Genomic DNA, 17,962 nt, shown 5'->3' on the forward strand with positions numbered 1-17,962 from the left:
AGCATGACGTGACGCTCTTCGAGGCGCTGCGCGACTGGCGGCGGCAGGTCGCGGCCGAGATCGACAAGCCCGCCTACACGGTGCTCAGCGACGCGGTGCTGGCAGCGGTCGCGGAGGTTCGCCCGTCGACGACGATGCAGCTGGCGCGGATTCATGGCATCGGACCTGCCAAGATCGACCGCTACGGGGCCGCGGTGCTGGCCGTCGTGGCACGCGCGGGCGGCGCGGGAAACACGACGCGATGAGAAAGCCGAAAAAGAGGTGGCGTTCGGCGTCGGACGCTCTATCCTCGGAGAGTCCCTGACGGAGGCGGCGCACGCCGAGAGGCGAGCGCCCGAGCGCGCGAAGGAGGTGGAAGCAGTGGAGACCAACGACAAGACGATGGCGGCATTCGCCGTGCCAACGCATGCACTGGGCACGGGTCTGTCTATCCGCCTGCGTCGCCGCGCCAACGATCGCGCCGGCGTCACGCACACCTGGATCGACGGCGACCGCCTCGCCCCCGCACCCGACTCCGCTCCTGGGAGAAGTCCGGCCTAGCCCGGATCCAGGCCGCGGAGTCCTCCCAGGACCCGCGGCCTTCGTTCTCTCTTGAGCGGATCTCGACGAGATCTCGATGAGAACGGCCCGTTCCGCAGGTCCTGAAAGAGCCACAGACAGCTTTCAGCACCTGACGGAGGAAGACCGTGCGACTCGCGCACCTGCTGGACGAGCGTTACCTGGAGACGGCCCCAGGTTCCGCCGCCTGGACTCCCCACCAACCCCTGCCCGTCGCCGAGAGCGCGGGCGTCGACGCGGCGTTCGACGCCGTCATGCAGAGCGTCCTGCCCTGCCGCACGCACGACCCGGAGCTGTGGTTCGCCGAGCACACCGCCCAGGTCGAACAGGCCAAGGCCCTGTGCCGCACCTGCCCCCTGATCGCGGGCTGTCTCGCGGGCGCCGTCGAGCGCGCCGAGCCGTGGGGCGTGTGGGGCGGCGAGGTCTTCGTCGACGGCGTGATCGTGGCCCGCAAGCGGGGCCGCGGGCGGCCCCGCAAGTCGGAGGCCGCGGCTGCATGACCCTCATTCACGGCTGAGGGTCATGCAGCCGCACCGCCGGTGCGCGCGCAGCGGGCGCGCGACCGGCAGCACCTGCGGCAGCGCGAGCTCGACGAGGGCCCCTGCCGCGGCCGGGCGCGTCCCGTCGAGGTGCGCGAGCACCTGAGCGCTCGCGACCGCCGCCGCACCTGCGGCGAGCGCCGTCTCGTGCGGCGGCGGGGAGCCGCCCGCAGCTGGGCGGCGAGCGCCGGCCACGCCGGATCCTCGTCGGCGTGGTGCAGGTCGGCGCACCGCGCGCACGGCGTGACCCCCGGCAGCACGAACGGTCCGACGACGACATCGGCCTCGCGCACGGTCACGGTCAGGTGCGCCACCCCTTCCCCATCAGGCGCGTGTAGCGCGCGGGCATCGGCGCGTGCGCCTCGACCAGGACGACGACGTCGGCGACGCCGTCGGGCCGCACCAGGGTGCGTGAGGCGACGCGCGCGACAGCGTCGGCGATCGCGTCGCGGCGCGGGCGCCCGACGTCGTCGGCCACGTAGGCGCCCAGTCCTAGGTCGGTCGTCTGCACGGGGGAGGCGTCGGGGACGATGATCGTGCCGACCCCGGCCGTGGCGAGCTGGACGGCGACGACGGCACCGAGCCGTCCGGGCCGGTCACCGCGACGGCGGCCCGGGCCCGGCGGGCGAGCGTCGCGCGACCTGCCCCGTCGGGCCGCAGCGCGCCCAGCGCGGGCGCGTCGGCGGCACCGTTCCCGACGGCGCGTACCGCCGCGGTGCCCCCGGGATCGGCCGGCAGCAGGAACCCGCCGCGGCTCAGCACGGCGGCGATCGCCTCGCACCGCTCCGGTTCCACGCCCAGCCGTGCCGCCGCGGCGACGGGCGACGTGTGGCGCCGGGTCGCGAGCTCGCGCAGCCACGCCACCTCGGCCGCCTCGAGGCCGGCCAGGCGCAGCGCCCACCGCGGGTCGGTGCCGAGCTGCACCTCGCCCTGTCCACGGTCGAGCACGGGCATGCCGGTACGCATCCGAAGCCGAGCCAGCGGCAGGTCTGCGTCAGTCTGGTCCGTGGTCACGGTGCCAGCGTGCCAGGTGCGTCGTGCGCGCGGCTGGAATCGTCCACAGGCCACGAATGTGCGGATGCGGTGTGTGAATGACCACAGGACGGGAACATTTCGGTACGGTCGGGGCGTGCCCCACGACGCGCCGCCGTCCGTCGAGGTCCGCCGCAGCCGGCGCCGGACCGCGACGGTCAGCGCCTACCGGGAGGGCGACCGCACCATCGTCGCCATCCCGGCGCGGTTCTCCCGCGCCCAGGAGCAGGAGTGGGTCGCCAAGATGCTGGCGCGCCTGGAGAGCAAGGAACGCCGGCGCCGGCCGAGCGACGGCGAGCTCATCGCCCGGGCACGCGAGCTGTCCGAGCGTTACCTCGACGGCAGAGCGGACCCCTCGAGCGTGCGGTGGTCGACCAACCAGGGCCGCCGCTGGGGATCGTGCACGCTCGTCGACCGGTCGATCCGCATCTCCACGCGCGTGCAGGGCATGCCGTCCTGGGTGCTCGACTACGTGCTGCTGCACGAGCTCGCCCACCTGCTGCACGCAGGGCACGGCCCGGAGTTCTGGCGCCTGCTGGAGGCCTACCCCCGCACCGACCGCGCGCGCGGGTTCCTGGACGGTGTCACCTTCGTCCAGGACGACTGATCACTCGTCGCCCAGCAGGTCGGCCAGCGCCGCGTCGAGCTCGGTGTCGGCGATCGCCTGCGCCGCGCGCCGCGCGAGGTACCCCGCCGGGTCGTCCAGGTCGCCCGGGCCCGGCAGCAGGTCGGGGTGGTCCCACACGGCGTCGCGTCGCTCGACCCCGCCCGCCGTGTAGACGTGCGCGAACAGGGCGGCCGCATCGCGCGAGCGCCGCGGCCGCAGCTCCAGCCCCACGAGCGACGCGAACGTCTGCTCGGCCGGCCCGCCCGCCGCACGCCGTCGGCGCACCATCTCCCGCAGCGGGACCGCGTGCGGCAGGTGCGCCAGCGCCGCCTGCGTGGCGACCTCGTCGACCCAGCCCTCCACCAGGGCCAACGCCGTCTCGAGCCGCAGCAGCGTCGCCTTCTGCTCGGCCGTCGGCTGCACGCCGAACACGCCCCCGCCCGAGAGCGCGCGCCGGAGCTGGTCCGGGTCGGACGGGTCGACGTCGCGGACCTGCTGCTCGAGCGTGTCGAGGTCGATCGTGATGCCGCGCGCGTACCGGTCCACCAGGCCGAGCAGGTGCGCGCGCACCCACGGCACGTGCGTGAACAGGCGGGCGTGGGCCGCCTCGCGCACCGCGAGGAACAGCCGCACCTCCTCGAGCGGGGCGTCGAGGCCCTCGGCGAACTGGGCGACGTTCGTGGGCAGCAGCGCCGTCCCCGGACCGGGCAGCAGCGGCAGCCCGACGTCGGTCGCGCCGAACACCTCGCGCGACAACGTGCCTGCGGCCTGACCCACCTGCATGCCGAACGCCGCGGCCCCCAGCCGCCGCAGGACCTGCGCCGGCTCGAGACCACCCAGGCCGAGCTGCTCCAGCCCGAGCACCTCGCTCTGGCCCGTCATACCGGGCAGCCGCAGGCTCACGTCGACGTCGTCGCCGAGCTGGTCGCCCAGCACGGTGGCCAGCGCGTCCGCCATCGACGCCGCCACGGGCGCGACCAGCAGGCTCCAGGCCGGCAGCGTCGCCTCGACCCATTCCGAACGGCTCCAGGCGTGCGCCTGGCCGCCCGACGGCGCGAGCGTCGTCGCCGCGTCGAGCCACAGCTCGGCGACGCTCAGCGCGTCGGTCGCCGCCTTCGCGTCGGCGGCCGTGAGCGACGGGTCGCCCTCGGCGACCGCGACCTGGCGTGCCAGGTCGTGGGCGACACCGGTGTTCACCGGACCGTCGCCCGGCGTCGACAGCAGCCGTTGCACCTGGGCGAGCGCCTGCTGGACGGCCGCCGCGTCGGGCAGCGGACCGTCGCCGGCGAACGCCGCGGGGTCCAGCCCCTGCGCGCGCATCTGCTCCAGCACCTCGTCGGCGCGCTCGCCGAAGAGCTGGCTCAGCATCTCGCGCAGCTGGCGCTCGCGGTCGTCGGCGTCGTCGGAGTGGGTCATCGGGGACTCCTGGGTGCGTCGGTGCGTCGGTGCGTGGGGGTGCCGCCCCGAGCGCGTCTCGGGTCGTGTTCACCGTAACCACGACGACGACGCGAAGGCTCTCCCGGTTCCCCCTTTCGCCCACAGCGGAGCGGAGTTCGGGCCACCGGAGGGGTCGTGTCGGCGGGAGCGGGGATGATGGGTCGGTGACGTCGACCGAACCTCGCACTCGACTGCTGGCCGGTTCCTTCCTGGCGACCGCCGCGCTCGCCGCCGCCGCGCTCGTGCTGCCCACGGGCTTCGTGGTACGCGGCCCGGGCCCGACCGAGGACACTCTGGGGGAGCAGAACGACGTACCGCTCGTCGAGATCTCGGGCGCGACGACCTACCCGCCGTCGGGCGAGCTGCGGCTGACGACGGTCTCCGTGGGCGGAGGGCCGGTGAGCGACGTGTTCGCGGCCGATGTCCTGGCCGCGTGGGCCTCGCCGCAGCGAGCGGTCCTGCCGGCCGAGGCGGTGTTCCCGGTGGGGATCACGCAGCAGGAGCAACAGCAGCAGGGCCAGCAGCAGATGACGACGTCGCAGCAGTCGGCGACCGCCGCCGCCCTGACCGAGCTGGGGTACACCGTGCCCGCGAAGCTGACGATCGCCGGCGCTCCGGCCGGCTCGCCCGCCGAGGGATCGTCGCCGAGGGCGACGTGATCCGGACGCTCGACGGCGCGGCCATCACCACCTACGGCGACCTGCTCTCCGACCTCGCGGCCGTCACGCCCGGATCGGACGTCGTGCTCGGCGTGGACCGCGACGGCACGCGCACCGACCTCACCATCACCACGACCGACGGGACGACGCCCGACGGAGGGCGGCGCGCGGCGCTCGGCGTGCTCGTCTCCTCGACCTTCGACTTCCCGATCGACGTCGCCATCCGGATCGAGGACATCGGCGGGCCGAGCGCCGGCATGATGTTCGCGCTCGCCATCATCGACCGGCTCACGCCCGAGGACGAGCTCAACGGCCAGGTCGTCGCGGGCACGGGAACGATCGACGTCGACGGCGCCGTCGGCCCGATCGGCGGCATCGAGCAGAAGATGCACGGCGCGGTGCGCGACGGCGCCGACTGGTTCCTCGCGCCCGAGAGCAACTGTGGCGAGGTCGTCGGCAGGGTGCCCGACGGCTTGCGGGTCGTCCAGGTCTCGACGCTCGCCGAGGCGCGCCACGCGATCACCGCGATCGGGGCAGGCGAGGGAGCGTCGCTGCCGACGTGCTGACCGCACCCGCCGCGGCGCATGTGTGACAGGCTCGCAGCGCCGACCGTGCTACCACGCAGGCGCCAAGGGTGGGAACCTGGGTCGACCGGAGGACGTTAGCCCAGTTGGCCGTGCGCATCGCGCGGCCCCGGACCCATCCGAGGTAGGTACTCGTGTCGTTCGCTCAACCCCGCCGACCATCGCCGTCCGCGCGACGCCGGCCGAGCCCGATCGTCATCACCGTCGTCGTGCTCGCGGTCGTGATCGCGGCCGTGCTGCTCCTGGCCCAGTTCTGGACCGAGGTGATGTGGTTCCAGGCGCTCGACTTCGGGCGGGTGATCTGGACGCAGTGGATCGCGCGGGCGATCCTGTTCGCCGTCGGGTTCGGCCTCATGGCCGGGGCGCTGTCCTTCTCGTTCCGCGCCGCCTACCGGGCGAGGCCCGTCTACGCGCCGTCGACGCCCGAGCAGGCGACGCTCGACCAGTACCGCGAGGCCGTCGAGCCGCTGCGCCGCGTCGTCATGATCGCGGCCCCGATCGTCGTCGGCTTCTTCGCGGGCGTCGCGGCGGCGGCGCAGTGGCGCACCGTGCTGCTGGCGATCAACGCCGTCCGGTTCGGGACGAGCGACCCGCAGTTCCACATCGACCTCTCCTTCTACGTCTTCCAGCTTCCCGCGCTGCGGTTCGCGCTGAGCCTTCTGCTCGCCGTCGTCATCGTGTCCGGGATCGCCGCGCTGGTGACGCACTACCTGTACGGAGGGCTCCGGCTGGGGCCGGTCCCCGAGGGCATGTCGCGCACGACGTCGGCGGCGCGCGTCCACCTTGCGGTCAACGCCGCCGTGCTCATGCTGCTCATCGCGGCGAACTACTGGCTCGACCGGTACTCCCTGCTGACCGCCTCGGGCGGGCGCTTCGACGGCGCCTCGTACGCCGACGTCCACGCCGTCCTGCCCTCCAAGGCGATCCTCGCCGGCGTGGCCGTACTGGTGGCCGTCGCGTTCGCCGTCGCCGCGTTCCGCGGGAACTGGCGGCTGCCCGCGATCGGGGCAGCCCTGATGATCGTGTCCGCGATCGCGATCGGCGGCATCTACCCGTGGGTGGTCCAGCGGTTCCAGGTCACCCCCAACGCGCAGGAGCTGGAGACCCCGTACATCCAGCGCAACATCGACGCCACGCTCACCGCGTTCGGGCTCGACGACGTCGACACACAGCAGTACGAGGCGAAAACGACGGCCGAAGCCGGGGCGCTGCGGCAGGACGCCGAGACGACGGCGTCGATCCGCCTGCTCGACCCGCAGATCGTCAGCCCGTCGTTCCGCCAGCTTCAGCAGAACAAGCAGTACTACAACTTCACGGGCAACCTCGCCGTCGACAGGTACACCGTCGACGGTGAGTCGCGCGACACCGTCATCGCGGTGCGCGAGCTCAACCTCGACGGCCTGGGCGCCACCCAGCGCAACTGGGTCAACGACCACACGGTGTACACGCACGGGTACGGCGTCGTCGCCGCCTACGGCAACCAGACCGGCCCGGACGGGCGGCCCGCGTTCTTCGAGGGCGGCATCCCCACCCAGGGTGCGCTGACCGACTCGCAGAAGTACGAGCCGCGCATCTACTTCAGCCCCCAGACGCAGTCGTACTCCATCGTGGGTGCACCCGAGGGCACCACGCCGTGGGAGCTCGACTACCAGGCGGACGACGAGCAGGGTGGCGGCCAGGTCAACACCGCCTTCCCGACCGGCGACGTCACCGCCGGGCCGAGCATCGGGTCGATGTGGTCGAAGCTGCTGTACGCGGTCAAGTTCGGATCGCAGGAGATCCTGTTCTCCGACCGGGTCACCGGTGACTCGCAGATCCTCTACGACCGCAACCCGCAGGAGCGGGTGTCCAAGGTCGCACCCTGGCTGACGCTCGACAACCGCGTGTACCCCGCCGTCGTCGACGGCAGGGTCAAGTGGATCGTCGACGCGTACACGACGTCGAACGCCTACCCGTACTCGACGTCGACGCCGCTCAGCGAGTCCATCGCCGACTCGCTGACGACCGCAGGCCAGGCCCAAGGGGTGGCGCTCCAGCTCCCGCAGAGCGTCAACTACATCCGCAACTCGGTCAAGGCGACCGTCGACGCCTACGACGGCACGGTGACCCTCTACGCGTGGGAGCCGAACGACCCGGTGCTCCAGGCATGGGAGAAGGTGTACCCCGGCGCGGTCGAGCCGATGTCCGCGATCTCAGGCGACCTGATGAGCCACCTGCGCTACCCCGAGGACCTGTTCAAGGTGCAGCGCACGCTGCTCCAGCGCTACCACGTCACGGACGCCGGCCAGTTCTTCTCGGGCCAGGACTTCTGGCAGAGCCCGCAGGACCCGACGGCGAGCAGCACCACGACCGCGGCGCCCCTCCAGCCGCCGTACTACCTCACCCTGCAGATGCCGGGTCAGGACGCGGCCGCGTTCTCGCTGACCAGCCTGTTCATCCCCGGAGGCACGTCCGACCGGCAGATCCTCACCGGGTTCCTGGCCGTGGACGCCGAGGCGGGATCGACCCAGGGCCAGAGAGCCGACGGCTACGGCAAGCTCAGGCTGCTGGCGATGCCACGCGACAACACCGTGCCCGGCCCCGGACAGGTGCAGACCAACTTCAACACCAACACCACGATCTCCACACAGCTCAACGTGCTCGAGATCGGGTCGTCGACCATCAGACGCGGCAACCAGCTGACGCTGCCCATCGGCGGTGGCCTGCTGTACGTGCAACCCGTCTACATCCAGTCGGCGACCGGCACGCAGTTCCCGCTGCTGCGCAAGGTTCTCGTGGCGTTCGGCGACTCGATCGGGTTCGCCGACACGCTCGACCAGGCGCTCGACCAAGTGTTCCAGGGCGACTCGGGAGCCGCCGCCGGCGATGCCGACGGCGAGGCGACCGACCAGGCTCCGGTCGCGCCACCGACCGACGAGCAGCCGCCCGTCACACCGCCGTCGGACGGCGAGACACCACCGCCCGCGACCGGCGACACGCGAACCCAGCTCAACCAGGCGCTGCAGGACGCCAACCAGGCCCTCCAGGACGGGCAGGCCGCCCTCCAGAAGGGGGACTTCGCGGCCTACGGGGAGGCCCAGACACGGCTCCAGGCGGCACTTGAGCGGGCGCTCGCCGCAGACGAGGCACTGGGTGGCGGCGCGGCAGGCAGCTGAGACACCGCGAGGCCGAGCGAGGCCGCGGATCGCGCCCACCCCCGGGAACGGATTTGGTCGTTCCCGGGGGTGTGGCGTAGTGTTCACGGAGTCGACGCGGGGTGGAGCAGCTCGGTAGCTCGCTGGGCTCATAACCCAGAGGTCGCAGGTTCAAATCCTGCCCCCGCTACGAAAGAAGGCCCCCGACCTGCAGGTTTGCAGGTCGGGGGCCTTCGTTTTGCCTTGTCAGGCTCCCTCTGGCCGCCTACGGGCTAGCGGCCAGAAAGTGTGTCTGCGCCGGGCGTGTCGCGGGTCAGTTCGAGCGTCCAACCCAGCCTTTGCGTGCCCACAGCCCTTCTTCGGCGGTGGCGGTTGTGCTGTAGCCGCCGGGAAGCGGCGCCGTGCGCTCACCGTTGCTGGACTTGGTGCCCGCGACGAACGCGGTTCCGGCGTCGAGGTTCACGTCCTCCCACCGCACCGCCAGAGCCTTGCTGACCGGGTGCCCGTGTCCGCCATGAACGCCACCAGGTCGGCCACGTCGTGACGCTTCGCTCGCTCGCTCGCTACCGTCCGCCGCTGCAACGATGGCGTCGCGCTCCTTGCGGGAGCACGCGCGGGGCGTGTCTCGAGCTTCGGCCTTGAACGTCTCCGCCTTCTCGCCGCGTCAGATGGCACTGGTCTTGGCCGTCGTCGCCTTCTTCGCTTGAGCCTTCGCGAACCGGGTCGAGCGGATCGCGCTCATGGCCACGGTTCGGTCCCGCGGAGCCTCGCCCATGATCGATGACAGGACGCTCCGGGCGGTCTTGGCTGCGCTGCAGCCCGCGCCGTCTGCGGCCACCTGTAGCCATGCCTCCGCGATGCTGACTGCGTTCACCTCACGGGAGCGGTCAGGTCTGCGACCTGCGAGCCGTCCACCGCCGACGTCGACGCGCTTGAGCCAGAGGGCAGCCGCTTCGGTAACGGTCATGTCCGCCCGGTAGCCAGCCGTCGTCGTGGTGGGCTCCTGATGGACCTTGAGCGCGGACTCCGCCTTCGCATTCGTCGTCGCGTGCCGCCTGACCTGAGTTCTCCGAGCCGGGGGACGACCGACGGTTGGCGCTGGACCAGCTGTCGGCGACGACAACGTCGGGCCCGGCCCCGGTGAGCGCGACGACGATGCGGGAGCCGATGTAGTTCGCTCCACCGGAGACGAGGACTCGTATGAGGGATGACTGCCTTCTGCTGGCGGTCAGGACCGGATGCCGGAGGCGTCGATGGTGGAGTGGTCGGGGACGGCACCGGTGGCATCGGTGGGTGCGATGTCGAGAGAGACGAGCGCCTCGTCGGGGTCGGGCAGGCGGGCGTCGCCGAGCACGCGCACCCTGGCGCCGAAGTTCCAGTCCCCCTGAACGGTCAGGGAGGTCGCTCCGCGCAGGGAAGGGGGCTCGGCCGGGAAACGGGAGTCGAACCCGGAGATGGTCTTGTACGGTGCGCTCAGCGACACCAGGGGTGCGGGGACCTGCGCGACGACCCGGTAGTCGTCGGTGAGCTCGTACACGTCCGAGCGGAGCACGAGCAGGTCGTTGGTCGTCTTGACGGGGAGGAACCGATCCCGGCCGACCTCGATCGCGGTGGCCCCCTCGAAGACCGCGACGGCGGCACCCATGGCGGACTCGATCTGGACTACCTTCGTCGAGGCGGGGTCGGCGGGGTCAACAGTCTTGTCGTTACGGATCAGCGGCAGTTCGAGGACCCCTCCCGTGCGGTCCAGCTCGGCGGCCAGCACCTCCAGGTCGAACCACAGGTTGTTGGTGTGGAAGTACCGGTGCCGCGTCGGGTCCAGGCCGACGGTGAGATCGTCGGGGTGGGTCTGCGCGGTCTCCCGCTGCACGATCCGCCCGTCGGCCTTGCGCACCACGAGCTGGCCGCCCTTGACGTCCGCAGGCGTCTTGAGGCACATCTCGGCGGCGTACGGGGCGCCCGACGCCGCGAACCACCCCGCGATCCGCGCTTCCGGGGCCGCGCCCAGGTTGTCCGAGTTCGACACCGACGCATACCGGAACCCCGCATCCAGCAGCGCACGGACCACACCTGCGGCGTGCAGTGCGGGGTACAGGTCACCGTGCCCCGGTGGGCACCACTCGAGATCCGGGTCCGAGGGCCACTCCACCGGCGTCAGGTCGTCTGCCCGCAGCTTGGGCTCCCGGTTCTGCAGGAAGTCGAGCGGCAACCCGTCCATCGCAACGTCGTCATACCGGCCCAGCAGCGCGAGCGTGTCTGCCTGCGTGCGGAACGAGTTCATGAACACCAGCGGTAGCCGGGCACCCGTCGCCGCCCGTGCCGCGCGCACTTGCCCGACGATGATGTCGAGGAACGTCAGATCCTCGCCCTCGGCGGTGCGGCGCACCGGCAGCAGCGACTTCGCCTTGTCCATTCCCATCGAGGTGCCCAGGCCGCCGTTGAGCTTGATGATCGCCGTCCGGTCCAGTGCGGCGGCTTCGCCGTCGGACGGCTCAAGCTCGTCCGCGCGGGCGAGCTGTGGCAGCGGTTCGACGTCCTCTTCCCGGATGAGGCCCGAGACGCCGGACTCCAGCAGCCGGTAGAACCTCGTGAAGGTCTCCACGGCCGCGGGCGCCACGCCCGCACCCCGCATCTTCTCCCGCGCCTGCACGAGGCCGATGGCACTCATATGTGTTCCTCCAGTGGTCGTCAAGGTGGGCCGGTGGTCAGGCGTCGCGGCCGGCGGGAGCCGATGCCGGTGCGGTGAGGAATGCGGGGGCGGTCAGCCCGGCATCGGCGAACGCGGTGGCGACGGCGACCACGTCGATCTCACCGGTCGGGACCAGGGCGATGGTCGACCCGCCGAACCCGCCGTCCGTCATGCGCGCGCCGATCGCCCCCGCGGCGCGGCTTGCGGTGACCGCGAGGTCGGTCTCGCGCACGGTGACCTGGTAGTCGTCGCGCAGCGATGCGTGGGAGGCGTCCATGAGGGCCCCCGCCTCGTCATAGCGGCCCGCGCGCTCCAGGTCGACGAACCGCGCGGTGCGCGCGGTCTCGGTGACGACGTGCCGCACCCGCCTGCCCAGTGTCCCGGCCGGGTCTTGCGCTGTCAGCCCGGTCAGGGCGTCGTCCAGGGCGTCCGGGGTGATCTCGCGCAGGGCAGCCACACCGAAGAGTTGTGCGGCCCGTTCGCACGAGGCGCGGCGTTCGGCGTACTGGCCGTCGACCAGCCGGTGCGGGGCGCGGGTGTCGATCACCAGCAGGCTCAGCCCGGCCGCGGTCAGGCTGAACGCCACAGGGGTTGCGGACTCGGGGCGGGCCAAATCGATCGAGAAGTCGAGCAGCAGGGCTTGCCCGGTCCGGGAGCTGTCGACGACGCTCTGGTCGAGCCCACCCGTGGGCGCCCCGGCGATCTCGTTCTCGGCACGCACGCACGCCGCCACTAAGGTCGTGACCCCGTCGGGTGAGCTCGCTAGGCCCAGCCCGTAGACGTCGTCGAGGGCGACGGCGACCGCCGACTCAAGCGCTGCCGAACTGGAGAGCGATGCGCCGAATGGCACACACGAGTCGACGGCCGCGTCGAACCCGCCGACGTTGTGCCCGGCCCGGCGCAGCGCCCAAGCCGCCCCCGCGACGTACACGCCCCAGCCCCGCACCGCGCCCGGGGCGACATCACGCAGGTCAGCCTCCCACGGCTCGTCCGTGTTCGCCGAGACCAGACGAACCAGATCGTCCGCTCGCGGGCGCAACGCCACAAACGTGCGATGTGGCAGAGCGATCGGCAGGCACAGCCCAGCGTTGTAGTCGGTGTGCTCACCGATCCAGTTCACCCGCCCCGGAGCCGACCACGCCCCGGCGGCGGGCCCCTCGTGTCCGAAGGTGCGTGCGAACAGGGCCCGCGCACGGTCGGCGCCCTCGGCAGGCGCCCAGGCGGGCACCCAGGTCAGTTCGTGCTGCATCAGGTCTCCTGGTCGTGTTCAGGCGGTATGCGGTGTCGGGCGGCGCGGTGGCGCTCGGGTGCGGCTGAGCGTCGGCGGATCGTGGTGGTCACGGTCCGCCGACGATCAGAGTGCGCCGACCCGGCGGGCCGCTCAGTCGAGCGGCGGGAAGAGCAACAGGTCGGGCAGTGACGTGGCGAAGTAGTCGACCGACCCGTCGTCGAGGACGGGAGTGACGATGGCGTGGCCGCGCACCTGGGTGCGAGCGGCGGTCGCTTCGTCGTGGCGCCCGGACTGGTCGAGGAGCGTCGCAAGCCGGGTATAGATCTCGGTCGTGTCCGCCAGCGGGTGTCGGGTCTCACCGAGGTGCTCCGGGACGGCAATCGCGTCGTGCACTGCCTTGATTGCGCCGGGCAGATCGCCCTCTTGCTCAGACGTTCGGGAGAGTGCGAGGTTGAGGCGCTCCCAGACGGCGAGGACCTGACCCTCACCACCTTCGAACGGTGCGAATCGGCGGGTGTCCAGGATCGTGGCGGCGTCGTCGAGGCGCTGGACGTAAATGAGCAGGTTGCAGTATGTCACCGTCGCGTCGTCGCGCCGCAGCACGAGGTCGCGACGCGCGTCGAGGTTCGCAACCCGACCAACCACTGAGACCCCTGCGCGGGCGCACAGTTGGTCGTGTTCGTAGACGAGCCGCGCATCCGGGCGCACTGCGAGGGCCCGCTCGTAGAGGGCCAGTGCACCGGCAGGGTCGGCCTTCACGCTGTAGGTGGCGATGGCGGCGTTGCGCAGTGCGACGGTGCCGGTTTCGCCGTCGGCGATTGCCGACTCCCACAGGTCGAGCGCCTCGTCGCCGCGTTGGGCGTCGAAGTAGAGCATCGCGAGCAGGCAGCGGACCTGCCGGTTGGTGGGATCGGCGCTGAGCGCGGACTCCAGGACGTGCTGGTCGTCGAGTCCGGCCGGGAAGCACAGCGTGTCCGGGGTGTCCTGCGCGATCAAGCGAGCGGCGACGGCCTCCTGCGTGCGGCCGAGGCGGTCCAGGATCGCCGCACGGTGGTAGTGCGCCAGTGGGCGGAACTCGCCCGCGGGCGTGGGGGCGATGCGTGCGGCAAGTTCGAGCGCCTCAAGGGCCCCGTCGTCGTCGCCGGCCCGGGATAGGTCGAGCGCGACGTCGATGACGGTGCGGCCGTCGAGTCCGGAGAGCGCGCAGATGCCGTCACGCAGGGCGCACACCGTGTGGTCGAGCGGGCTCGCGGCCAGTGCCGTCGCGATGACGTCGTCGGCCTCGGTCGGTCGGCCGAGGCGGCGCAGCGCGACGATCTGCAGGGCACGGGCGCGGTTGTCGTCAGGGCCGCAGGAGAGCGCCTCGATCGAGAGGCGCAGGGCCTCGCCGAAGTGCCCGGTGCGGGCAGCGATGCGGGCTCGCTCGACGGCGGCGGGTGCCACCCAGGCACGGTTCCACGCGGCCTTGGCGAGCGCGTCGACCGCGGCGTCGGTGTTGCCCAGGCGCAGCAGCGTCAGGCCCAGCAGGTACGACGTCTCGCCGTCGCGCGGCTGCGCGTTGTACCTCGTGAGGCGGGCCAGGGCGCGGCGCAAGTACGCCTCGGCCTCCGAGTACAGGCCGCGGTGGAACCGCTCGGTGCCCAGGGCGAGGTTGCAGCGGGCGTCGCCCGGGTCGCGGCGCAGGCCTTCTTCCCAGTACGGGATAGGGGAGCGCGTGGGGTGGCGGTACTGGGTCAGGTGCAGACCCGTGAGGTAGAGCTCGTCGACGCTCTCGATCTCGGCCGGCTGCGGTGGCGGGACGGCTTGCCACGGTTCGGCACTCTCGGTGCGCGGGCGCGGCGCCCAGTCGATGACCGTCGTACCGTCGTGCTCGACGATGATGCGCGCATCAGTCGGGGCGGCGTCGTCGGTAAGCAGCGTCGACCATGTGAACGGCGCATCGGGGGCGAGGTTGACCTGCTGCTCGCAGATGGCCTTGCCGCGGACCGTGATGCGCACAACGGCGCTTGGGCGCGGGCGCGAGACCGCGACACCGGCCTGAAGGTGGTGACCGGTCACCTCAAGGTTGACCGCGGCCTCCGCGTTGGCCTGGTGAGCGACGCCGATCTTCTGGATCGGGAACCACGACTGCGTGAAGGTCTTGGTCTCGCCGGGCTCAAGCCACGTGAAGTCGGGTTGGTTGTCTGTGTAGACCCCGGCCATGAGCTCGATGTACGGGCCGTCGGAGTCGGTGAGCTGGCGATCCCATGCGTGGCCGAACGCCGCGTCCCCCCACGTCCACATCTTCTTGCCCGGGGCGATGTGGCGGTCCGCGACGTGCACGAAGCCAGCCTGCGCGGCGTGGTCGTAGCCGCCGAAGAAGTCGTCTTGGGTGTCGCACACCATGTACGACGTCGGCACCTTGACGTTCTTGTAGAAGTCGAGACGGTCTCCGCCGGTCTCGTGGTGAGCCGGATAGTCGTAGCCGTAGTACGGGCGGTCGGCCTTCGGGTAGGCGGTGATCGCGCGACGGGCGTGGTCCGCGACATAGTCGACGTCGGTCGGGAAGAACGCCTGATAGTCGTCGTGCACACGGGCCGCGACGTTCGCCCACCACAGGAAAGTCTGCGCCTCGGACGTCCGGTTGTGCAGGCGCACCACGACCTCCACGACGGCGCGGTCAGGGTGCAGGCGCACACCGTGCGTACCCCTCATACGAGCGAACGGGTCGTGGTCCGAGCACCAGACCGTCACGGAACCGTCCTCGTGCTCCTCGATCTGCGTCTCGACCGGCAGGTAGGTGGCCGGGCGGTGGTGCTGTGGCCAGTTGAACTCGACTCCGCCGGAGATCCAGGGGCCCCCGAGGCCAACCAGCGCGGGCTTGATGACACTGTTGCGGTAGAAGAAGTCGTAGTCGGCGCTCTTGTCGTAGCCGACGTGGATGCGTCCGCCCAACTCGGGCAGCACCATCAGGCGCACCCACCGATTCTCCAGGTGGATGGCCCGCCACTGACGGTCCACCGGGACCTCCTCGACGTGGTCGACGAACGGCACCGGGTAGATCCGTCCGCTGGAGCCCTGGTACACGCGACGGTTGACAAAGAGGGGGTACTCGTCAGGCGCGCCCGCCTCGTACGTCCTCATCGTGACGGGCTGCGACCACGCCACGGCGCCACCGGCGGCAATGCGGGCGGCGAGGCTCTCCGGGACGGCCGGGAGGTTGAGCTGAGCATCGTGGTTCATGCCGCCATAGGACAGGATTGGTGCATGTCTCGGCTATGGACAACCGACGTCAAGCATGGACGATCCGATGATTCTTGCGCGACAATCGGTCCATGCCGATCCGTGACGGCTTTCCTGAGCAGCGCCTCGTCGCGGTGCCCCGCCCTCTGGTGGAGGCGGCCCTGCAACAGCCGATCACTCGACGACTCGTTGTCACCGATGCGGGGTACTTCCCTCAGGCACCGGATCATCTCGTGGCCCGTCCAGAGGGCATCGGTGAACACGTCGCAATCCTGTGTACCTCCGGACGTGGATGGGTTCGCTTCGGCGAGCGTCGGCACCCGGTGGGATCCGGTCAAGCGCTAGTAATACCTGCGACGATCCCGCATGAGTACGGTTCAGGCGCCGAGGATCCGTGGGCGATATGGTGGGTACACGCGGCAGGAAAGGACGCGGGCGAACTGGTCAGTGCCATCGGCCCGAGGGCTCACCGGCCCACCTTTGAGATTCGTGTGGTTGAGCGTGCCGTGGCACTCATCGACGAGGCCGTGACATCACTCGAACGGGGAGCATCGGCCGCGACGCTCATCGCTGCCTCTGGCGCCGTCTGGAAGCTTCTGGCGCAACTTGCGGTTGACAGGATCCTGCCACCGCCAGGATCACCGCTCCAGCGGGCCATGGCGTACCTCGAGGCGCGCGTCGAGTCCCGCGTCCGCGTGAGCGAACTGGCGGCGATGGTTGGTGTGTCGCCATCGCACCTGACGGCGCTCTTCGGCGAGGCGACCGGCGGAGGGGTGCTTGCCTACCACACGGAGCTCCGCATGGCCCGAGCGCGTCGACTCCTCGACACGACAGGGCTGTCTGTGAGCGAGATCGCCCAGGACAGCGGGTACGGCGACGCGTTGTACTTCTCGCGACACTTCCGCAAGCACCATGCGCTGAGTCCGACCGAGTACCGACGCCGTGAACACGGAGGGTCATGAGCCGTCAGCCGACGGTGCTCGCCCGCACGACGAGCGTCGGTTCGAGGATCGCGGTCTCGTGGGCGTGGGTGGAACCGTCCGCGATCTCCTTGAGCAGTAGACGCATCGCGACGCGGCCGATCGCCTCTCCCGGTTGCTGAACGGTAGTAATCGCGACCGGGCTGTTCCAGGTCGCTTGATTGTTGTCGTAGCCGACGATCGCAATATCGCCTGGGATTGCGACGCCTGCCATTTGGAGGGCTTGCACCACGCCCACCGCAAGGAGGTCTGTCGATGCAACGATGCCATCGATCCTTCCGGCTCTGGCGTCGTCGGCGAGTTCCTGGCCTGCAGACCAGCCGTCGGCACGGCTCACGCCTGCGGGGTCAACGGTTCGAACGTGTTCGATCGCGTGCTCCTTCACTGCGCGATCGAACCCGGCTGCTCGATGTCGGATCGGACGCAACCCGAGTGGTCCGCCCACAAACGCTAGGCGCTGGCGGCCAAGACCTGCGAGGTGACAGGTTGCCAGGTAAGCGCCGTGCTCGTTGTCTGCTGAGACCGAGCAACTGAGCGCCGATGGTACCGACAAGTTCACCGAGACTGTTGGCAGTCTGCGCCCAAGACTGCCGAGCAACGCCGTGAAGTGGTCGTCATCGTTGAGTCCGAGAAGCACACCAGATGCTCGTTCCTCGTCGAACGCCTTCAAGTAGCGCTGCTCACGCTCGAGCCGCCCGTCGCTGTGGGCAATCATCAGCACGTGCCCTGCCTCCTCGGCCGCCGCCTCGGCGCCACGGGCCACGTCGACGAAGAACGAGTTGCCGAGATCGGGCAGAATCAGGCCGGTCAGTCGGCTCGACCCCGCAGCTAGCGTTCGCGCATTTGCGTTTGGCTGATAGTCGAGTGCCTCGATTGCCCGGGTAACCTTCGCGAGCGTCGCGGGTCGGACCCGGTCTGCGTGGTTGAGCACGTTCGAGACAGTGCCCGTCGAGACGCCCGCGAGTCGGGCAACATCCGTGATCGATGCTCGCGCTTGCATCAGGGCGTCCCCGCCCGCATGTCGGCAACCGTCATGTCTCCACCCTATCGATGCAGCGCTTCAACCTGATGCGTGACGCCCGATGGCAGCCCAACCGACAGCCCGCGCCGTCGCTCAGAGGTCCCGGGCATGGCGCCGGCCGCAACGAGCGGGCCATCGGCCCAGGTGATGCCTTCGAAGGCGAACCACCAGAAGCATCGCTGGGGTCTGGCGCGCCAGAGGCCTTCTAGAGCCGCCCGTGGCCGACCAGTTCGCGGACAAGCGTCAACCGGCCGACGCTCACTATGCGC

At 70.8% G+C, this 17,962-nt stretch carries 18 protein-coding genes and 1 tRNA gene; 9 read left to right on the forward strand and 10 right to left on the reverse strand.

Annotated features, from left to right (window positions below):
• Window positions 1-8: 8 nt before the first annotated feature.
• The 3 genes from ET495_RS19800 (at window position 9) to ET495_RS16630 (ending at window position 1,058) form a co-directional block, all read left to right on the forward strand.
• On the forward strand, window positions 9-245 hold the full coding sequence (locus ET495_RS19800; protein WP_425471164.1) for an HRDC domain-containing protein: 237 nt from the start codon (window positions 9-11) through the stop codon (window positions 243-245).
• A 115-nt stretch (window positions 246-360) separates the two neighbouring features.
• Window positions 361-540 (forward strand): hypothetical protein, encoded by a 180-nt coding sequence (locus tag ET495_RS16625; protein ID WP_129205700.1) that lies wholly within the window; start codon window positions 361-363, stop codon window positions 538-540.
• Between the two features lie 146 nt (window positions 541-686).
• The gene (locus ET495_RS16630; protein WP_281276139.1) at window positions 687-1,058 is read left to right on the forward strand and encodes a WhiB family transcriptional regulator; all 372 of its coding nucleotides are present in this window, start codon (window positions 687-689) and stop codon (window positions 1,056-1,058) included.
• 3 nt (window positions 1,059-1,061) lie between these two features.
• On the opposite strand, the gene ET495_RS19025 is transcribed toward ET495_RS16630, so the two are convergent.
• From ET495_RS19025 to ET495_RS19035, 3 genes are all read right to left on the reverse strand, one after another.
• Window positions 1,062-1,292: a hypothetical protein gene (locus tag ET495_RS19025; protein WP_245993165.1), complete on the reverse strand. Its 231-nt coding sequence runs from the start codon at window positions 1,290-1,292 to the stop codon at window positions 1,062-1,064.
• A gap of 106 nt (window positions 1,293-1,398) precedes the next feature.
• Window positions 1,399-1,608, reverse strand: coding sequence for a hypothetical protein (locus tag ET495_RS19030; protein WP_245993166.1), 210 nt, complete (start codon window positions 1,606-1,608; stop codon window positions 1,399-1,401).
• Entirely contained in the window at window positions 1,590-2,111 is a 522-nt protein-coding gene (locus tag ET495_RS19035; protein ID WP_245993167.1) for a hypothetical protein, read from the reverse strand. The genes ET495_RS19030 and ET495_RS19035 overlap by 19 nt, the downstream gene beginning before the upstream one ends.
• A gap of 64 nt (window positions 2,112-2,175) precedes the next feature.
• On the opposite strand from ET495_RS19035, the gene ET495_RS16640 reads away from it, so the two are divergent.
• Window positions 2,176-2,736 carry a SprT-like domain-containing protein gene (locus ET495_RS16640; protein ID WP_129206093.1) on the forward strand — a complete coding sequence of 187 codons (561 nt, stop codon included), beginning with the start codon at window positions 2,176-2,178 and terminating at the stop codon, window positions 2,734-2,736.
• Here the strand turns inward: ET495_RS16640 and ET495_RS16645 are convergent, their stop codons facing one another.
• Window positions 2,737-4,152, reverse strand: a complete 1,416-nt coding sequence (locus tag ET495_RS16645; protein ID WP_129205701.1) for a zinc-dependent metalloprotease — start codon at window positions 4,150-4,152, stop codon at window positions 2,737-2,739.
• Between the two features lie 185 nt (window positions 4,153-4,337).
• On the opposite strand from ET495_RS16645, the gene ET495_RS19555 reads away from it, so the two are divergent.
• From ET495_RS19555 to ET495_RS16660, 4 genes are all read left to right on the forward strand, one after another.
• Window positions 4,338-4,832, forward strand: coding sequence for a hypothetical protein (locus ET495_RS19555; RefSeq protein WP_342770126.1), 495 nt, complete (start codon window positions 4,338-4,340; stop codon window positions 4,830-4,832).
• On the forward strand, window positions 4,829-5,398 hold the full coding sequence (locus ET495_RS19560) for a S16 family serine protease (RefSeq protein WP_342770127.1): 570 nt from the start codon (window positions 4,829-4,831) through the stop codon (window positions 5,396-5,398). The genes ET495_RS19555 and ET495_RS19560 overlap by 4 nt, the downstream gene beginning before the upstream one ends.
• Window positions 5,399-5,550: 152 nt before the next feature.
• Window positions 5,551-8,571 carry a UPF0182 family membrane protein gene (locus tag ET495_RS16655; protein WP_129205702.1) on the forward strand — a complete coding sequence of 1,007 codons (3,021 nt, stop codon included), beginning with the start codon at window positions 5,551-5,553 and terminating at the stop codon, window positions 8,569-8,571.
• Window positions 8,572-8,666: 95 nt separating this feature from the next.
• Window positions 8,667-8,740: transfer RNA gene (locus ET495_RS16660), tRNA-Met, on the forward strand.
• A gap of 123 nt (window positions 8,741-8,863) precedes the next feature.
• Here the strand turns inward: ET495_RS16660 and ET495_RS17835 are convergent.
• The 5 genes from ET495_RS17835 to ET495_RS16680 all read right to left on the reverse strand — a co-directional run bounded on the left by ET495_RS17835 (window position 8,864) and on the right by ET495_RS16680 (window position 15,692).
• Complete coding sequence (locus tag ET495_RS17835; protein WP_211340871.1) at window positions 8,864-9,013, reverse strand: hypothetical protein; 150 nt, start codon at window positions 9,011-9,013, stop codon at window positions 8,864-8,866.
• A 201-nt stretch (window positions 9,014-9,214) separates the two neighbouring features.
• Window positions 9,215-9,517, reverse strand: a complete 303-nt coding sequence (locus ET495_RS16665) for a hypothetical protein (protein WP_129205703.1) — start codon at window positions 9,515-9,517, stop codon at window positions 9,215-9,217.
• Between the two features lie 261 nt (window positions 9,518-9,778).
• Window positions 9,779-11,218 (reverse strand): UTP--glucose-1-phosphate uridylyltransferase, encoded by a 1,440-nt coding sequence (locus ET495_RS16670; protein WP_129205704.1) that lies wholly within the window; start codon window positions 11,216-11,218, stop codon window positions 9,779-9,781.
• A gap of 37 nt (window positions 11,219-11,255) precedes the next feature.
• Window positions 11,256-12,488, reverse strand: a complete 1,233-nt coding sequence (locus ET495_RS16675; protein WP_129205705.1) for a galactokinase — start codon at window positions 12,486-12,488, stop codon at window positions 11,256-11,258.
• Window positions 12,489-12,620: 132 nt separating this feature from the next.
• Entirely contained in the window at window positions 12,621-15,692 is a 3,072-nt protein-coding gene (locus ET495_RS16680; RefSeq protein WP_129205706.1) for a DUF5107 domain-containing protein, read from the reverse strand.
• A 92-nt stretch (window positions 15,693-15,784) separates the two neighbouring features.
• On the opposite strand from ET495_RS16680, the gene ET495_RS16685 reads away from it, so the two are divergent.
• On the forward strand, window positions 15,785-16,654 hold the full coding sequence (locus ET495_RS16685; RefSeq protein ID WP_129205707.1) for a helix-turn-helix domain-containing protein: 870 nt from the start codon (window positions 15,785-15,787) through the stop codon (window positions 16,652-16,654).
• A 4-nt stretch (window positions 16,655-16,658) separates the two neighbouring features.
• On the opposite strand, the gene ET495_RS16690 is transcribed toward ET495_RS16685, so the two are convergent.
• Entirely contained in the window at window positions 16,659-17,603 is a 945-nt protein-coding gene (locus ET495_RS16690) for a LacI family DNA-binding transcriptional regulator (RefSeq protein WP_245993168.1), read from the reverse strand.
• Window positions 17,604-17,962 lie beyond the last annotated feature (359 nt).

Origin of the sequence: Xylanimonas allomyrinae, assembly GCF_004135345.1 — a bacterium.
Taxonomy (GTDB): domain Bacteria; phylum Actinomycetota; class Actinomycetes; order Actinomycetales; family Cellulomonadaceae; genus Xylanimonas; species Xylanimonas allomyrinae.